The sequence below is a fragment of the Commensalibacter papalotli (ex Servin-Garciduenas et al. 2014) genome (genome assembly GCF_000527695.1).
GTDB classification, from domain to species: Bacteria; Pseudomonadota; Alphaproteobacteria; order Acetobacterales; family Acetobacteraceae; genus Commensalibacter; species Commensalibacter papalotli.
Map to the genome: position 1 here is coordinate 827,022 of NZ_ATSX01000001.1, position 14,537 is coordinate 841,558.

A 14,537-nucleotide genomic window follows, 5' to 3' on the forward strand; every position below is an offset into this window, starting at 1 on the left:
TAGTCCTTTTCAATTAAATTAAGCAGCGCAAAGAACGCCGTTATTGTTGATTGTTGTTGGGAAATAGACAGAACCGTCAGTCATCACGATATTTGAATTGAGAGATAAACCCTCTGGGAGTTTTTTGCTTCCATTCAAATAAGCGTCTGGGGCGGTATAAATATTACCATTTAAAACCAAGTCATCAGGAAGCTCCCCAATATTATCGGGAGCAATTACAATTCCATGTAGAGTGTAAATACCTTGTGGAATAGTTTCTAAAGTTGATCCGTCTGACAATGTTGTCACAATTTTATCTTTAGAAAATGATAAAGTGGAAATTGAATTGCCTTGTTGTCCAACTTTACCTTGTGGGATACCTAGATTTAAGGAATGATTACCTTTCCCATCACTAGTAATTGTTGCAGTCGCTTGTTGATCTGGTGCTAGTGTTGTAATTTCACCAATATTAAGAATATATTGACCAGCTTCGCCCGTGGTTCCACTTGGAATGCCAAAGTTTAAAGTTACGACATTATTTTCCGTAGTTGCTTCAACAGTGGCATCATGTCCAGCAGGCAGTGTCTTGGTTTCTCCGATTTTAACGGTTTGAACCTCGCCATCTTTCCCTGTTGGTAAAGTAAAATTTAAAATGGCATTTGATGATGAGCCAGAATTAACTACAGCCGCATTACTTCCAGGCTCACCTGTTGTAACCTTTCCAATCTCAATAGTAGCTGCTTTTCCTTCATCACCTTGTGGAATTTCGAAGTTCAAAAAAGCTGCTGTGGATGTACCAACATTTGTAACATTAGCTTTTTGACCAGGGGGTAATGTTGTCGTTGAATTAACAACAATAGTTCCAACTGGAGAGGAGTTATCAAACACACCTATTTCATCGCAATCATTCTTTATTAAGGTTCCTTGCTGTCTAATTGGTAAAAAACAAACAAAACTATATCGGGAGCCTCGATTTGTTGTCATGATAAACCTGATAGGGACGTTAATACCCATTCGGCCACCAGAAATCATACAATTAAATGTATTTACGTTCTTTACATAGTCTGTAATCTCAACATTACTACTTCCTCCTGGCTGACCTACTACCTGAAGGATCTCTTCATCTGGTAAAAGTTGATTAGCCATTGAAAAGAAATATGGAAGCTTTTCATCAGGTGCTTTACATTTTAATTCAATTTTTTGATTTTTTAAACATCCACCTGGGATAATCACATTATTAGTCAGACCCATTTTCATTTCCTTTTACATGAGTGCCTTGCATGATAAACCCTGAGTTATTCCAAGGACTTCCATCATTTGGGTTTTGTGTTGGTAGTTTTTTGTATAATTCCATCAAGGAAAGCGACAATGCTTTGGCACTCATTCGACCTTGGCTTTCAACACCACCAGAAACACGTATAAAGCCATCATCATTCCATAAGGTGTAACCATCCCCTACATCTTCTTGTGGCATTGCTTGAACCGCTTTAGACAAAATAAACAAAGCTGTTTCTGGTGATAAATCATTCAAAGATGCCTGATAAACGCGCATTCCTTTACAATTCTTACGAATGATTAATATTTCATCTGTCGTTAAAATTGAGTTCGCATTACTTATAATTTCTACGCCGTCGGAAGAAACTTCTGATTGTTCATCGCATGAAGTGAAATTATTTAAAGGACTGCAATCACAACATTTTTTTTCTGTCATTTAAATCCCCATAAAAAAACCGCTATCATTTAACAGATAACGGTCATTAATCCTGATTGCATTTAAAGGCGGTCTTGTATTGGGTGGTTTAATCTTTTCAGTAAATGCCCAAAAAGAATATTTTTCTTGTATATTCTCCTTTTTACCAATAACTGGCAAAATGAGGTCTTGAACAAAGCTGCCACCTAGATTTGTTTGTGCTTCAAAGGTCAAGTAATAGCTATTGTTGGAATTGCCCCCACTGATAAACGCCGTTAAATAAGGGCCATTACAGACAACTGCTTCAATCGTTAAACCAAAACCATTGGTAATCGCAACACTTCCAGATAAAACCCGTTCATCATCTTGCAACTTTCGACTGAAATCCACACTATAATCTAAATAAGTCGAAACTGTTTTGGTTGGGAAAGTAGCAATGCCCTTGTTCGTGCGCTTAGAAACCTTATAATTACGATATGGGCTTAAAGTATATTGTGATAAAAGTTCCATGAATCGACCTCTAAAGTTCAATATCTATAGTTAAAGGTAAATACGTATTTAACCCCTGAGGCGTATAAATTGCTCCTTTACCATCGCTTGTGGTGTATCCTGTTTTTACTAATTTAAAATCAAGATAAGATGATGCTTTTCCTAAAAAATCTTTACTATTCGAAGCAAAAAACTCATAAGAGAAATCTTCTAATTGATTAAATGTTTCCAAAACTGTTAAGCTTAAAATATCTGAAGACAACCAAAAGAAATGACCAGATCCATCTTTCGTATTAAATTGACATTGATCTATTTTAACAGATGTTGTGTTTCCACCCCATCCGCCCCAAATAGCAGGGTAAACCCCAATATTTGAAAAAATACAACCATGTGCATCAAGTTTTAAAGGGTTTATAAAGGCTCCATTAAAATCGCCGCCGACAACTTGGTCTATGACAATCAACTCTATCCCAGAGATGTTTAAATTACCACTCCCAACAATCCCCGAGGCAACGCAAGAACTATGAGAGGTATAAGAGGGCATATAAACCTTAAGTCTTTCATACTCCTTAAAAACATATTTATTATATGGTTTAAAATTATCCGTAATTTCTTTACCTATTTTATCAAGGTCGTCATTACCATAAATATCAAGAGTAATATTTTTATTCCCTATGTTCCAATATTGGTTATCCGTATTGGCATTACTTGTATTATCGGGTGTTGTATAATACGGACCATCTGGATAATAAATATGAATAGTGGCCGTTCCACCATCTGCTATGTCATTAATAGCCGCTTGAACATTCTGATAAGGTTTATTACTACCTTCTATTTTAAGGAAATTGCTGCCATCGAATGATGGCCGAACAAATAATTCTGTTTTGTTGCCTGCCACTGTCGTTGCAAACTTGAAATCACTGGTATAATAGGTGATACTATTGTCTGAACTGGGTATCGTTAAAATCGCCCAACCATTTCCTTTTTTTGCATCGCTCAGCCAAAACTCATTAGGGGTAGTATAATCGTTAGGATTTTCTTTGTTTCCCTCTTTCATATTAATAAAAGTAACATAGTTATAAATGGTTGATTTAATTTTTGCACCAAGCGGATAACCGCCAATCGTGTCGCAAAAGTTTTTGTCATATATATAAGTACCACCGGCTTGTGTCCATTGAACACCCTCAGTTATTTTATATAAAATACCATTATGATCTTGACCCCACGGCGGAACACCGCCATTTAAAACAGATTTCATCGTAATTTCTGGAAAGCCTGTTTGAATATCAGCCTTACCTTTTGCCGTATCAGCACCAGAATTAGGCACATCATAGCGTTCCCCATTTTCTGCCCACTTTGACAAAAAAGGATCTGGTCTTGTTAAAGACATTTAAAACCTCAATTTTTTATTTGAAAATCAACTTTTAATTCAACACCCGCAGGTTTAAATAATATTCCTGCGTTAAGAATTATTGCCACTTCATCGCTCGTGGGTAGAAAGTTAAATACTATCGTCATGCTCATATCTTGATTGTCTTGGACATAAAGCTCATGTCCTTTTTCTTTGTCACCAAAGAGCAGCATCAAGATTTTATTTAGATCAGACGAGGTATAATTACCGATATTCGCATGAGCCTTTGCCCAAATAAGCTTTCGAAAATTCTCATCATTAAAAGTAATCTCTCCTTCTAATTCCTGAAAATCTCTAAACGTTCCAATGGCTGTTCTGCGGTCCTCATCATTCGTTAAGCTATCATTATAACCAGTAATGTCATGATAAGGCCGCGCAAGTAAAAGCGTTTCCTCGTTAAACCCCCAAAAGAACCCCGTAAATGTCTTGACCGTTCGATTGACCCCAACGATAATTCCCCAAATATCTAAACCGTGGGCATTAGCGGTATTAAGGTTCCAAATATTATTGTAAAAATCTGTAAAAAACCCGCACACCTTGATATTTAAACTAAAATTATGAATTAAAGTTAATATATTGGGTGAATTGGCATATTGAGCAATAACCGTTATATCAGGATTAAGACAAGGTGGTGGATTATCAGGATCAAATACCAAATTACTAGCCATTAAAAATCACCGTGATATTGTCTTTTGTTAAAGTAGGGATTTCATCAATTCCCATAGAAATAGAGTTGCTATACATCCCGTCTCTAGCAATTTGAATACTGATCACTCTTGCCCAATTCCCTATTGCCAATACTGGACGGAAAAAATCAGAGGCTAATATTCGTGATCCAATTCTAGGTCTGATTGATCCATCTTCACCAGTAAACGCATTGTAAACAGCATTTTTAATTTGATCGGCAGCATTTTTTGGTTGATCTTGCGAACGCGCCATTACAATCTGAAAAAAAATTGGGACAGAAACTGCATAAGAATAGGTAATTTTATAAGTAGGCGCCGTTGAGTAAAGACCGCTATCATCTTCAATAGTAACCACTTTATCTCCTGTCATAGCGCATCCAGGAGGTTTTTTATTCCATATAGTTTTTGCAATGAACTGTTCGTTTTCTTGGCTATCTAATGCTGCCACACAGATATAAATCGAATGTGGCTTTAAGAATACAGAACCATTAGTAATACCTTCAGATAAATTATTCTCTGTTACATAGACATCTTGACAAACAGGATTTCCATTTGCATCAGTTAATGTTAATAAAGCCGACATAATACTATCAACGCTATTTACACTATTCCCAGCTACCGATTGTCTGCGTCTTTGTTCAAATTGCTGTTGGCTTTCTAAATTACGTCCGACGACCCCTGCTTTTGGATTGGATACACTATCCCACCCAGTTATAATTTCATACATAGAGAGCGAATTAGCTGGGCATTCAATCGCCCCTTTTGTTTCACATATAAACGTTACATTGACCGTTCCATCATCACCGATTGTATAATCTTGCTTGGCCCTGTATTTGTTATTTGCACTATCTGCAACGTAAGTTCCTTTGGGAATAAGGACGCTTATACCACCACGACAAACACCAACAACCTCTGTATAAGTTGCTGGTCTGCGTTCAATAAAGTAAATACGCCCTATACCATCCTGCATCCGACCCATTGCATAAGATGGATCAACTTGATTAGCATAAAATGCAATCTGGTTGTTTTTATCTAAAACAACCGCAGCCCATGAAGTAATTAATTGCCCCCAAGGTGTGGAGAGTAAAAACTTTCCATTAGAATCATACAATACGGCATCTGGGAAAGCGTTTTGCACATCTTGAATAAAACCGTTTAAAATAGCGTCTGGCTCTGGTAACGTGATCCCATCATCTGTCCATGTTAATGTCGGAACATTAGTATGATAAGTTATTGATGACATTTGCCAAGGTTCCTTTGGTTGTTGTGGTATAGATTACCCCGTGTAATGCACGGTCTTTATCTAGGTAAAAATCGATTTCACTTTCTATAACGCCGTCAACAGCTTCAACATGTTGTGTAAATATTTGCTTAATCAATGACCAGTTTGGATTAGCTTCAAAAGTCTTGGTAAAATGTGGCATTCCCTGTGAACGATCAAACCAACCCTCACCTTCAAATAACTTGATTTCATTAGCAACCTGTTGAGCAATATCGTATTCTATTGATGGCGTAACAGCTAATTGACCTGTGCCATCAACAAAAATATCCCAATCTTCTGTTAATAATAAATTCATATTAATTGCCTATTGTTAATTCATCAGGTGTTAAATAAGCCAGTTGGAAACGATCACCGAAATAAGTAAATTGAGGATCATCAAATCCCTGATCATCAATAAACATTAAATCACCAGGGAATTCTTTATATTTTGATCTAATTAAATGAACCCGATCAATGCACAATATTCCCATTATTAATGGTACATTAAAACGATAAACATCAAGAAAAACGCCTGTTGTTAAAGTATCTCTTAATTGAAATTGATAATCTTCGTTTTGAAAAGGGATTGTGAAAAATTGATTATCAACCTTAGCTAGACTTATAATTTGCATTATGGTTTTTTCTTTGCTGATTGCTCTTGAACACCGCTTGCCTTTTCCGTTTGCAACTGCCCTTGATCTTTACTCGTGCCACTTCCAGCCGTCGCATAACCAAGTGATGTGGCGTTAGCCTTTTGAACAACTTCTCTTACCGAAATAGACGCATTATACATTTGCTGGCTTTCAGGCCCTCGGGTTATAGAAAAATCAATAATATTCACATAAGGAATGGATAACTCGACTGTATGTAAAGTGAATAACTGCAAGGAAGCTCGAGCTTTTTTCAAAGCTTTTTCGAAATATTTCCTTTGTTTTTCTGTTCCTGTAACAACATAATTCACATTTGCAGTAATCGGTCGGACAACTTTGTTATAAGACATAAACTGTCCTGCCATTAATGGGGCATCTGTGATCTCTGTTGGATTGCTGTAGTTTAATTGAACAACGCCAGCTTCAACTTGTGTATTAACTGATAATGATTTTTTAAAGGATTCCATAGAACCAGTTAAAGCATCGTAAACCTTACCAGCGACCCCAGCATTGCCAGTATTAGGAACATTTGTTGTATCTGCATTATCAGGGGCAACAGCAATAAAAACAGGATTTACAGGAATATAAAACGGATTACCGTCTTTGTTGAATAATCCAACTTGTGTGTTGCGATTAACCAGATCATTGATTAATTGCCACCCTTTTGCCTGTAATGCAGACCCCGCAACTGTGCTTATTCCAATACTTGCCATGATTTTTCCAATAAAAAAGCCACCGCGTGGGTGGCTTCGTTGTTTGTTAATTCTTATAATAGTTAACCTGCTAATCTTCTGGCATCTGTAGCTTTTTCTTGGATAAGACCCAGCATAAGCTCAATCCTTTCCTTTAAAGCACCAAGCCTCATATCTTTGTCATCGTCTTCAAGTTCGCCAACAAGTTGGAAAATCTCTTGAATAGATTCTTCGACCATCTGAGCAGCAGGTCTTAAATTATAAGTAAACCATTTAAAAAGATGATCTTGCTTATAACGAATAACATTTTGTTGTTTAACAACCTCGAAATCAACACAAGCAGAAATAGCCATGTTATCCTCCTCATATTTTAAGATAACGTTGGAAGTCTTGCAAAGTAACCATTAACAAACGATTTAAAGGTGTTTGAGGTTGCAATGCTAATGCTTTTTGTGCAGCTTTTAATCTAAAATCTGTCCCAGAATCATATGTAATTTTATAATCAGAGATCATATTTAAAACACTCTCATCATCAATATGATCTTCGGTATCATTAATTAATGCCAAGGCAGCTTCACTGAAATCCAGCCATTGAAAATCTTCTTCTGTTAAAAGAGGGTTAGTGTTATCACGAGCTGTGAATTTAAATGTCTTTTTTGTCATAATGAATACTTCTAAAATTGTGAAACGAGTTGTAAACGACCTTGGCCGATCAGCTTATCCATATGAAATGCAATTACAGCATGTCCCTCATATTTAAGCCATTCATTTACACCATCAACATGATACAGCCAACGACCAGTCTCACGGCTTGGACGCACCAAGTTTCCTTTACCAACAGATAATAAATACCTTCTACAGCGATGCGTACATTTATAAACTAATCTACGGCGACCCTTTTGTGGAATCTTCATATCCTTTAAAAACTCAACAATCGGCTTATAATCAGTTACAAACGCTCCAGATGGGTCATAACTTGATTTAAGAAACCGAATTTCCTCACATAACGCTTTGATCTGTGTTTCAAATTGTTCCTTAATCGGAAGTAAAGATTTATTCACAATCCCTTTGACGATACCACCCAATTGGTTTGATGAAGTAACCATAGCCTCTTGCTGAACTCGGAAATAATGTGAAACCAACTCCCGTTGAACTTTCCATGCCAATTCATCTGTAAAAGATTTTACCAGCATCAAATAACCAGTTTCAGTTAAGAGAATAATTTTTTCGGGAACGCTACCGTCATTTCTTGCAAAACCAAGCGTACGAATTTCGTTCGCTTGCCTAATATCGAAGTAATCTTCACCTGCTATTAATCTAGATTTATTTTTATTGAAATTACGACGCGCTGTACCATCTACTCTCTGATGAACTTCATCCATCATATTCAACGTAATTACACGTTGTTTTTTATATTCAGTGATTGGAAGAGAAATTTCTCCCACATTTACAATTTTTATGCTATTAATATTACTCACAGCTATTTTCCTTTTCTTTGGAATAGCGATTAAGAAAAGCAGCAGAAGCGACCGTCCAAAGTGTTTCTGCTGCTTTTTTATTGTCTGTTGTTAAGATCGTTTCAGTTTTCATTCATTACGACCTTTTTCTCATTTTTTCTCGCCTGATCAATATAATAAACAAATTGACTATTAAGCGATCTACGTTCCTCGTCAGCTTTATCTTTAACCCATTTTTTCAATTCAATAGGTAGTCTGATGCTATGACATGTAGTTTTTGTATCCATAATAAATTCCCATAATATTATATGGTATATATTGTATACCATAATGTAACCTATATCACTATTAAAAAAAAAATGCTATAGAAAAAATTATGAAAAGAGCTGATCCTTTATTTAAACTTAGACTCCCTGATTATATGAGGGAGAAACTAGAACACGAAGCATCTCAAAAAAGACGCTCGCTTACGGCTGAAATATTAGATCGACTAGAGCAATCTTTTTCTGATACCAACGAAAGGTTATCTGCTTTAGAAAATCTTGTTTTTGATACGAAATATGGAAATGAATCTATCAGAGATGAATTTGATGAATTACGTCGCCAAAACAATTTGGGAATCGATTACGATTAAATAACCCCTTGCCAACGCTCCTAAACTTCCCTATCGTTTCGGAAAAGGAGAGTCGTTGTGAAGAAATTATTGCTTGCTAGTATGTTAGCTTTTGGATTGCCAGCCGTTGCTTATGGACAAAGTGATGATGCTCCTAGTTTAATGAAAATGATAGAAGATAAAACACATGTATGTAAAAACATTCAAGGCAATATGAAACAAATACTTGAACAACAAAAAGAATGCGAACAAAGAGAAGATAATTTTAAGAAACTTGAAAAATTAGGCTGGTGTTTAGGGTTACAGTACAATTCAAATAGAGGTGCTTTTTGGATGCGCTGCAACAAAAAAGAAAGAAATGATATTACAATTCCTTATGGGCAAAGTGAATTATATTTTAATGGGGGCTTAGTAAGTCATTATTAAACACTACCAACAGGCTCGGTAGTATTATCTCCATTATGCCCCTTTCCGTGTACGTGGGAATTAAAAGACTTGCCAGCAATAATCACATCATCCGATACAGTCAGCCTTCCTTTAATTTCCACACCATTAACATCTATCTTTAAATACGTTGTTGGTTCGTCCAATAACAAAGAGGCAATATAAATACCATCTGATAAAGAATAGGCTCTTTTACTTGCTTGCGCCGTTACTTTTTTATTTTCTTTGACGTTGGAAATATCACGAGAACAAAATACAACCAAACCAATATCACCGACAACAGGGTCGCAGATAATCCCATAAGTGCCTCCTTGTAAGCGTGTATAGGGTATATCGTTAATTTCTGCATGATCTACGGATTGATTCTTTGAATCAGACATCTGCACCATTGGTTGGACTCTGACTGTTTTGCTTGTCGTATCAACAGACAGAACTTTGACAATCGTGGCAGTATTAATATTCTTTATTTGTGCTTTAATCCTTGTATTAATAAGATTTTCTTCACAATTTACAGAACGTTTACCCGCCATCGCCCATTGCCCCTCTTGTATTTTGATTAGCCATTTCTATTGTTGTAAACCAAGGCCCTCCTGGCATTTCACAAGATAAATCATGCTCCATTGAGACCATATACTGCCATATTCCATCTGCTGGCTTAAATTGGCCATTGGTATTTACTCTTACCTTTTGCGCCCATTTTAAGGTTGGTTTAAATAGACTTCTTATAACTATTCCATTACCTGAATAACTTGGATATCCAATCATTCCTGTGGCTGGCGAAAAGGTAAGTGGTGAGAATTGAACATCACCACCCGATGGAAACATGTATAGAATACCCCCATTGATTGAATATTCAAAATCAGCATCATTCGCACAAGTTTGTAATTGGTTTAATAATGGGCCACTGTAATTTGGATTGTTTAACGTAGCTGTCACACCCAGATTTTTAACTGTGGTAAGACCATTTGGCGTATCGCTATATCTTTTTTGATATTTATTGATGATGCCCTTTATCACATCTTCGGCTTGGACTTTTCCTTTGAAAGATATTGAATCGGCTGGCATCAAGTTTGTGCCGCCCATTGTTTGTGCTTCGATACGTACATTAACATTTGGTTGTGCATTCATATCTGCATAGGAAACCATAATATTGCCAGTAAAGATTTTAGTCCAAACGGGATTTTCTTCTGTACTGCTATCCGTAGTTGCGTAAACTTCAATTTGGGTTTGTGTCTGCCAAGCCTCGTTATTGTAAAAACCAACTGTTGAAATGACATTGGCAAGGTTTATTGGCATATTGTAAATCGTAATCGTGGCTTGTTCCAATACACTTCCACCATACGCATTTATTTTAACCTCTGACCGATAATGTTCTAACATTAGAGAGTTATCTTTATTGTTAGAGATAAAAACCTTCTTACCAGCCTGATTTTTTCCACCGATAAATTTGTATTTTAATTTACGATGAATAAAAGCATTTGCGATGGCTTTTGTGCCAACAGATATTGTTTCACCCATTAACTCATCCCACTTATTCCATTAAAGTTTCTAGCACTTGGATAACCCACCGCTTGCTTAACCGCCTTTTTAACGTTCTCTACAGAGCCATTCGTTACGTTGATGTTTACCGTTGGACTGTTATTGATGTTGTGCGTTGTATTGTTAGCCTGTGCTTGCTTCATTTGTGCTTGACGTTGATATGGGGATATATTTACTTTATTCTGATTTAAAGCACGATTCACATGTACAATATGACCCATTCTTTCAATTGATTGACCTTGTATATCTTTAGGCCTCTCATAATAAGCAACAGATGCAATTGTGGCTTGATTAGCATTCGTAGCCTTTCTTATCTTATCACCCGCAGCTTTTTCAGTATTTTGCATTTCCCATTTTAAAAATTTAATCTGTTCTTCAAGTGTGCTTTGACGAATATCATGCCCAAATATTCTTTCAAAATTAGCTTGCCGATCAGAATGCCATTGAGCCACTCCAAAAGCCTTGCCACCATCTCCAATAGCTTGATGATTTAATCCTTTACCACTTTCACCCATCAGGTTAGCAATAATTCCTTTTGCCTGCTCGTCAGTAAAGGAGCCATTTTCATCTTTTGATGTAAGGATTTTAAATGCACTTTGAACAGCAGATGAATTTAATTTGCCACCGCCACTTCTTATCACAGGCACCCGATCACCAGCACGGGCAGACGGAATAATTGCATCAGCAATTGTCTTGCCTACACTTGTGCTTGGCTGATTAGGTATATCAATTTGTTTATTGTCTAAACGACGTTTAATCTGTTCGATAGGCTCGTAAAACTGGCTGTCAATATAAACATAAACCCCGCCTTTGGTTTGAACATAGTATTTATTGTTCCATGATGATTGCAATACTCTGGCATTTAATTCGCGTTCAATATTCCTTGCTCGTCCATTTCTATTCCACTGGCCATTTTTATCGCGACGTGAAATACCATCCCACATAGAGGTTGATTGTGCATCAGTGATATTGCCACCTGTTAAATCCCAAGCAACCATAGGAGCAACACCCGCTAAACGACCGCCACCTTTTGCAATAGCTTTTGGATTACGCTCTGCCCATTCACTGGCTTCAACGCCTTTCCCTGCAATCCATTTTGTTCCATCCCAAACTTTATTCCCACCCCATTTGGCTCCACGCCATAATGCAGAACCTAAACCACTTTTAGGAGCCGTTTTAGTTGCAGCGATACCCACACCTGGTAAAAGCCCTTTTGATAACTTTAAAATTGTTAGTAAACCAAAAATGGAACCCCCAAACGTAGTAATGGCCGTTGTCGCCATTGCTAAACTAGGATAATTTGAAACAAAACCTGTCAATGCTTTCATAAAATCTATAGCGGTAGGGGTTATTGCTTCTATAGCTTTAGCTTCTGCCGTTTCATAAGCTGTTCTAAGTTTTTGCCTTTCCGCATCAAGTTTGGCGTTTGCTGGCATTGCCTTTGCTTTAGAAGATAACGGAACATCTCTTTCATCACCGTTCTTTGTTGTTTCTAAATGAATATAAGCTTCATCTAAATGCAAATCACCCCAAGTAAAACAGCATAATTCCCCTCTCCTCATGGCTGTTTCAATAGCCAGACAAAAAGCAAATGCTGTCCATTGACTGGAAGACTTAGGAGAGCTTTTCATATCCCAACTTAACTGATTAACAATAAGCAATTTCTCTTGTTCTGAAATACGCCTATCTCTAGCTTTTGGATTTTTAGGTCGTTGTATCATTTGAATAGGATTGTTAGGCAATTCAACGCCCCATTCTTTTATTGCTATGTTAATGATAGCTCTGATATCAAAATCAATTCACGATTAACAGTGGATGGTTGCACTTGCGTTAATCTCTTATCACGCCATGAAGCCATATGTTTATTCGTTAAGTTTTCAATCGGAATTAGAAAAGTAGGGTCTGCACACAACTGATCGATGCGATTTCTTTCCTCTCTATAGCCTTTTTTGGCAGGAGATATAGTATTTTTATATTTTTGGAATACATCAACAACGCTTAGAACACCACTAACAACAATCTCTTGATTAAGATTTTCATTATTTAAAATCATAGCCTCCATTTGATAAGCCCATATTTCAGCTTGAGCTTTAGTATCAAAAGTTGCAGACTTACGAAACCCTTTACGGCTTACTTGAACACGATAAGAGCCGTTTCTTTTAATGATGGTTGCCATGATATACCTTTAAATGCGAGTCTATAAGGCAGTATATCATGGTGTAAATTGGTGTAAAATATATTAAAAAATATATGAAAATAATATAAAATGTTATAAAATATAACATCTAAGTGATTGAATTCAAATATAATTTAATAAAATCAGTGAGTTAGGAACGCTCTAAAACAGCACAGAAAAAACCATCAGTTTTATATTGTGCTGGCGTTAATTGGAAGCTTGGATTTTTGTAAAATTCATCAGGTAATAATTTCTCGGGTGTGTCTGGACATACCAATTTAAACTCTGGATGAGCTTTTAAAAAAAACTCTATTTGGTCTTGATTTTCTTTTTGCAAAAGTGAGCAAGTTGCATAAATTAAACGCCCGCCCTCTTTTACCATTTTAGAAGCAGAATCTAAAATATCAGCTTGCTTTGCAACGAGCTCTTCTAAATCAATCGCTTTGAATTTTAAACGCGCATCAGGATTACGTCGCCATGTTCCTGTCCCACTGCACGGTGCATCAACAAGCACACGATCAAATGTCTTAACACGTCTTTTGATCCATTTTGCACCCTCGGCAAATAAATGTGTTTGAACATTAAAAACACCTGCACGACGAAAACGCTTTTCAGCAGAATTAATACGAACATTATGAACGTCAGAGGCAATAATCTGCCCTTTATTTTGCATCATCATGGCCATAGCAAGGGTTTTACCGCCTGCACCAGCACAAAAATCCAAAACACGCATTTGAGACGTCACCCCAGTCATTAATGCAATCAATTGACTACCTTCATCTTGAATTTCAATGATGCCATTTTTGAACAAATCAGTAGACGTAACAGATTGCCTTCCTTCAACTCGTAATCCCCAAGGAGACAAAGGCATTTTCTCAGAAGAAATTCCCTCTTGTTTTAACATCTCTTTGGCATTATTACGTTCTTCTTTTAAAATATTAACGCGCAAATCAAGAGAGGCTGGTTCAAGCAATGCCGAAAGTTCAGCATCAATATTTTCACCAAATTGTTGTTGGAACAATGGATAAACCCAATCTGGAATCTCGTAAAATACAGCTTTTGGCATCTCTTTGTAAAAAAGCTCTTGCCCTTCTAAGGATTGTAAAAACAATCCTTCATTTTGAGTCAAAGATAAAGGGGCATATCTTTCGCCAGAAAAAAGATTATTAACCTCTTTAAGAGTTTTACCAGATAGCATTAAAAAAGTAGCAACCATCATTCTTGGATTAATTTGGCTACCAATACGTTTTAACCACCATTGTAATTTACGATGATGACGCATGATTTCCCATATCTGAGCAGAAACATATCGACGATCCCCCCCGCCAATATAACGGCGTTGTCTGAAAAAACGATTAGCCGTCGCATCAGCTGGTGCGTGCCTTTGGTTTTGAATGGTTAATAGCAGTTCAATAACCGCAGATATTTGAGCGGAAGGTGTCATAATTCG

At 36.7% G+C, this 14,537-nt stretch carries 20 protein-coding genes; 2 read left to right on the forward strand and 18 right to left on the reverse strand.

Annotation, left to right across the window (positions count from 1 at the left end):
- Positions 1-18 precede the first annotated feature (18 nt).
- The 13 genes from COMX_RS11185 to COMX_RS11445 form a co-directional block, all read right to left on the reverse strand.
- Positions 19-1,230 carry a hypothetical protein gene (locus tag COMX_RS11185; protein ID WP_051461838.1) on the reverse strand — a complete coding sequence of 404 codons (1,212 nt, stop codon included), beginning with the start codon at positions 1,228-1,230 and terminating at the stop codon, positions 19-21.
- Entirely contained in the window at positions 1,217-1,690 is a 474-nt protein-coding gene (locus COMX_RS03730; RefSeq protein WP_034337153.1) for a hypothetical protein, read from the reverse strand. The genes COMX_RS11185 and COMX_RS03730 overlap by 14 nt, the downstream gene beginning before the upstream one ends.
- Positions 1,691-2,179, reverse strand: coding sequence for a phage fiber-tail adaptor protein (locus tag COMX_RS03735; RefSeq protein ID WP_034337156.1), 489 nt, complete (start codon positions 2,177-2,179; stop codon positions 1,691-1,693).
- 10 nt (positions 2,180-2,189) lie between these two features.
- Positions 2,190-3,548: a hypothetical protein gene (locus COMX_RS10590; RefSeq protein ID WP_051461839.1), complete on the reverse strand. Its 1,359-nt coding sequence runs from the start codon at positions 3,546-3,548 to the stop codon at positions 2,190-2,192.
- An 8-nt stretch (positions 3,549-3,556) separates the two neighbouring features.
- A complete protein-coding gene (locus tag COMX_RS03745) occupies positions 3,557-4,237 on the reverse strand; it encodes a DUF2612 domain-containing protein (RefSeq protein ID WP_034337159.1) in 681 nt (226 codons plus the stop codon).
- Positions 4,230-5,498, reverse strand: coding sequence for a baseplate J/gp47 family protein (locus COMX_RS03750; protein WP_051461840.1), 1,269 nt, complete (start codon positions 5,496-5,498; stop codon positions 4,230-4,232). Before COMX_RS03750 ends, COMX_RS03745 begins: the two co-directional genes overlap by 8 nt.
- Positions 5,473-5,832 carry a hypothetical protein gene (locus COMX_RS03755; protein WP_034337162.1) on the reverse strand — a complete coding sequence of 120 codons (360 nt, stop codon included), beginning with the start codon at positions 5,830-5,832 and terminating at the stop codon, positions 5,473-5,475. The genes COMX_RS03750 and COMX_RS03755 overlap by 26 nt, the downstream gene beginning before the upstream one ends.
- Position 5,833: 1 nt before the next feature.
- Positions 5,834-6,148 carry a phage baseplate plug family protein gene (locus COMX_RS03760; RefSeq protein ID WP_034337164.1) on the reverse strand — a complete coding sequence of 105 codons (315 nt, stop codon included), beginning with the start codon at positions 6,146-6,148 and terminating at the stop codon, positions 5,834-5,836.
- Positions 6,148-6,879: a phage baseplate protein gene (locus tag COMX_RS03765; RefSeq protein ID WP_034337165.1), complete on the reverse strand. Its 732-nt coding sequence runs from the start codon at positions 6,877-6,879 to the stop codon at positions 6,148-6,150. The genes COMX_RS03760 and COMX_RS03765 overlap by 1 nt, the downstream gene beginning before the upstream one ends.
- A 62-nt stretch (positions 6,880-6,941) precedes the next feature.
- Entirely contained in the window at positions 6,942-7,211 is a 270-nt protein-coding gene (locus COMX_RS03770) for a hypothetical protein (protein ID WP_034337167.1), read from the reverse strand.
- Between the two features lie 10 nt (positions 7,212-7,221).
- A complete protein-coding gene (locus COMX_RS03775) occupies positions 7,222-7,521 on the reverse strand; it encodes a hypothetical protein (RefSeq protein WP_034337170.1) in 300 nt (99 codons plus the stop codon).
- Positions 7,522-7,532: 11 nt separating this feature from the next.
- Positions 7,533-8,303 (reverse strand): ORF6N domain-containing protein, encoded by a 771-nt coding sequence (locus tag COMX_RS10595; RefSeq protein ID WP_200867602.1) that lies wholly within the window; start codon positions 8,301-8,303, stop codon positions 7,533-7,535.
- 134 nt (positions 8,304-8,437) lie between these two features.
- Positions 8,438-8,644, reverse strand: coding sequence for an Arc family DNA-binding protein (locus COMX_RS11445; RefSeq protein WP_034337173.1), 207 nt, complete (start codon positions 8,642-8,644; stop codon positions 8,438-8,440).
- Positions 8,645-8,691: 47 nt separating this feature from the next.
- On the opposite strand from COMX_RS11445, the gene COMX_RS03790 reads away from it, so the two are divergent.
- Together COMX_RS03790 and COMX_RS03795 are read left to right on the forward strand one after the other, a co-directional pair.
- On the forward strand, positions 8,692-8,949 hold the full coding sequence (locus COMX_RS03790; RefSeq protein ID WP_034337176.1) for an Arc family DNA-binding protein: 258 nt from the start codon (positions 8,692-8,694) through the stop codon (positions 8,947-8,949).
- A gap of 57 nt (positions 8,950-9,006) precedes the next feature.
- A complete protein-coding gene (locus tag COMX_RS03795) occupies positions 9,007-9,354 on the forward strand; it encodes a hypothetical protein (RefSeq protein WP_034337178.1) in 348 nt (115 codons plus the stop codon).
- Here the strand turns inward: COMX_RS03795 and COMX_RS10600 are convergent.
- From COMX_RS10600 to COMX_RS03815, 5 genes are all read right to left on the reverse strand, one after another.
- Positions 9,351-9,902 (reverse strand): Gp138 family membrane-puncturing spike protein, encoded by a 552-nt coding sequence (locus tag COMX_RS10600; protein ID WP_051461842.1) that lies wholly within the window; start codon positions 9,900-9,902, stop codon positions 9,351-9,353. The two genes, COMX_RS03795 and COMX_RS10600, sit on opposite strands and share 4 nt — an antisense overlap.
- Positions 9,892-10,890 (reverse strand): baseplate hub protein, encoded by a 999-nt coding sequence (locus COMX_RS03805; protein WP_034337180.1) that lies wholly within the window; start codon positions 10,888-10,890, stop codon positions 9,892-9,894. Before COMX_RS03805 ends, COMX_RS10600 begins: the two co-directional genes overlap by 11 nt.
- Positions 10,890-12,653 carry a phage tail tip lysozyme gene (locus COMX_RS10605; protein WP_051461843.1) on the reverse strand — a complete coding sequence of 588 codons (1,764 nt, stop codon included), beginning with the start codon at positions 12,651-12,653 and terminating at the stop codon, positions 10,890-10,892. The genes COMX_RS03805 and COMX_RS10605 overlap by 1 nt, the downstream gene beginning before the upstream one ends.
- Before the next feature lie 23 nt (positions 12,654-12,676).
- Positions 12,677-13,087, reverse strand: a complete 411-nt coding sequence (locus tag COMX_RS10610) for a site-specific integrase (RefSeq protein WP_051461844.1) — start codon at positions 13,085-13,087, stop codon at positions 12,677-12,679.
- 151 nt (positions 13,088-13,238) lie between these two features.
- The gene (locus COMX_RS03815; protein WP_034337182.1) at positions 13,239-14,531 is read right to left on the reverse strand and encodes an RsmB/NOP family class I SAM-dependent RNA methyltransferase; all 1,293 of its coding nucleotides are present in this window, start codon (positions 14,529-14,531) and stop codon (positions 13,239-13,241) included.
- Positions 14,532-14,537: the final 6 nt, after the last annotated feature.

Bases quoted from the DNA above. Each gene is read 5' to 3' on its own strand.
- COMX_RS03745 (WP_034337159.1), bottom strand. From the start codon at position 4,237: ATGGCTAGTAATTTGGTATTTGATCCTGATAATCCACCACCTTGTCTT.
- COMX_RS03765 (WP_034337165.1), bottom strand. From the start codon at position 6,879: ATGGCAAGTATTGGAATAAGCACAGTTGCGGGGTCTGCATTACAGGCA.
- COMX_RS03770 (WP_034337167.1), bottom strand. From the start codon at position 7,211: ATGGCTATTTCTGCTTGTGTTGATTTCGAGGTTGTTAAACAACAAAAT.
- COMX_RS03790 (WP_034337176.1), top strand. From the start codon at position 8,692: ATGAAAAGAGCTGATCCTTTATTTAAACTTAGACTCCCTGATTATATG.
- COMX_RS03815 (WP_034337182.1), bottom strand. From the start codon at position 14,531: ATGACACCTTCCGCTCAAATATCTGCGGTTATTGAACTGCTATTAACC.
- COMX_RS03730 (WP_034337153.1), bottom strand. From the start codon at position 1,690: ATGACAGAAAAAAAATGTTGTGATTGCAGTCCTTTAAATAATTTCACT.
- COMX_RS03750 (WP_051461840.1), bottom strand. From the start codon at position 5,498: ATGTCATCAATAACTTATCATACTAATGTTCCGACATTAACATGGACA.
- COMX_RS03760 (WP_034337164.1), bottom strand. From the start codon at position 6,148: ATGCAAATTATAAGTCTAGCTAAGGTTGATAATCAATTTTTCACAATC.
- COMX_RS10610 (WP_051461844.1), bottom strand. From the start codon at position 13,087: ATGGCAACCATCATTAAAAGAAACGGCTCTTATCGTGTTCAAGTAAGC.
- COMX_RS11445 (WP_034337173.1), bottom strand. From the start codon at position 8,644: ATGGTATACAATATATACCATATAATATTATGGGAATTTATTATGGAT.
- COMX_RS11185 (WP_051461838.1), bottom strand. From the start codon at position 1,230: ATGGGTCTGACTAATAATGTGATTATCCCAGGTGGATGTTTAAAAAAT.
- COMX_RS10590 (WP_051461839.1), bottom strand. From the start codon at position 3,548: ATGTCTTTAACAAGACCAGATCCTTTTTTGTCAAAGTGGGCAGAAAAT.
- COMX_RS03755 (WP_034337162.1), bottom strand. From the start codon at position 5,832: ATGAATTTATTATTAACAGAAGATTGGGATATTTTTGTTGATGGCACA.
- COMX_RS03805 (WP_034337180.1), bottom strand. From the start codon at position 10,890: ATGGGTGAAACAATATCTGTTGGCACAAAAGCCATCGCAAATGCTTTT.
- COMX_RS10600 (WP_051461842.1), bottom strand. From the start codon at position 9,902: ATGGCGGGTAAACGTTCTGTAAATTGTGAAGAAAATCTTATTAATACA.
- COMX_RS03775 (WP_034337170.1), bottom strand. From the start codon at position 7,521: ATGACAAAAAAGACATTTAAATTCACAGCTCGTGATAACACTAACCCT.
- COMX_RS03735 (WP_034337156.1), bottom strand. From the start codon at position 2,179: ATGGAACTTTTATCACAATATACTTTAAGCCCATATCGTAATTATAAG.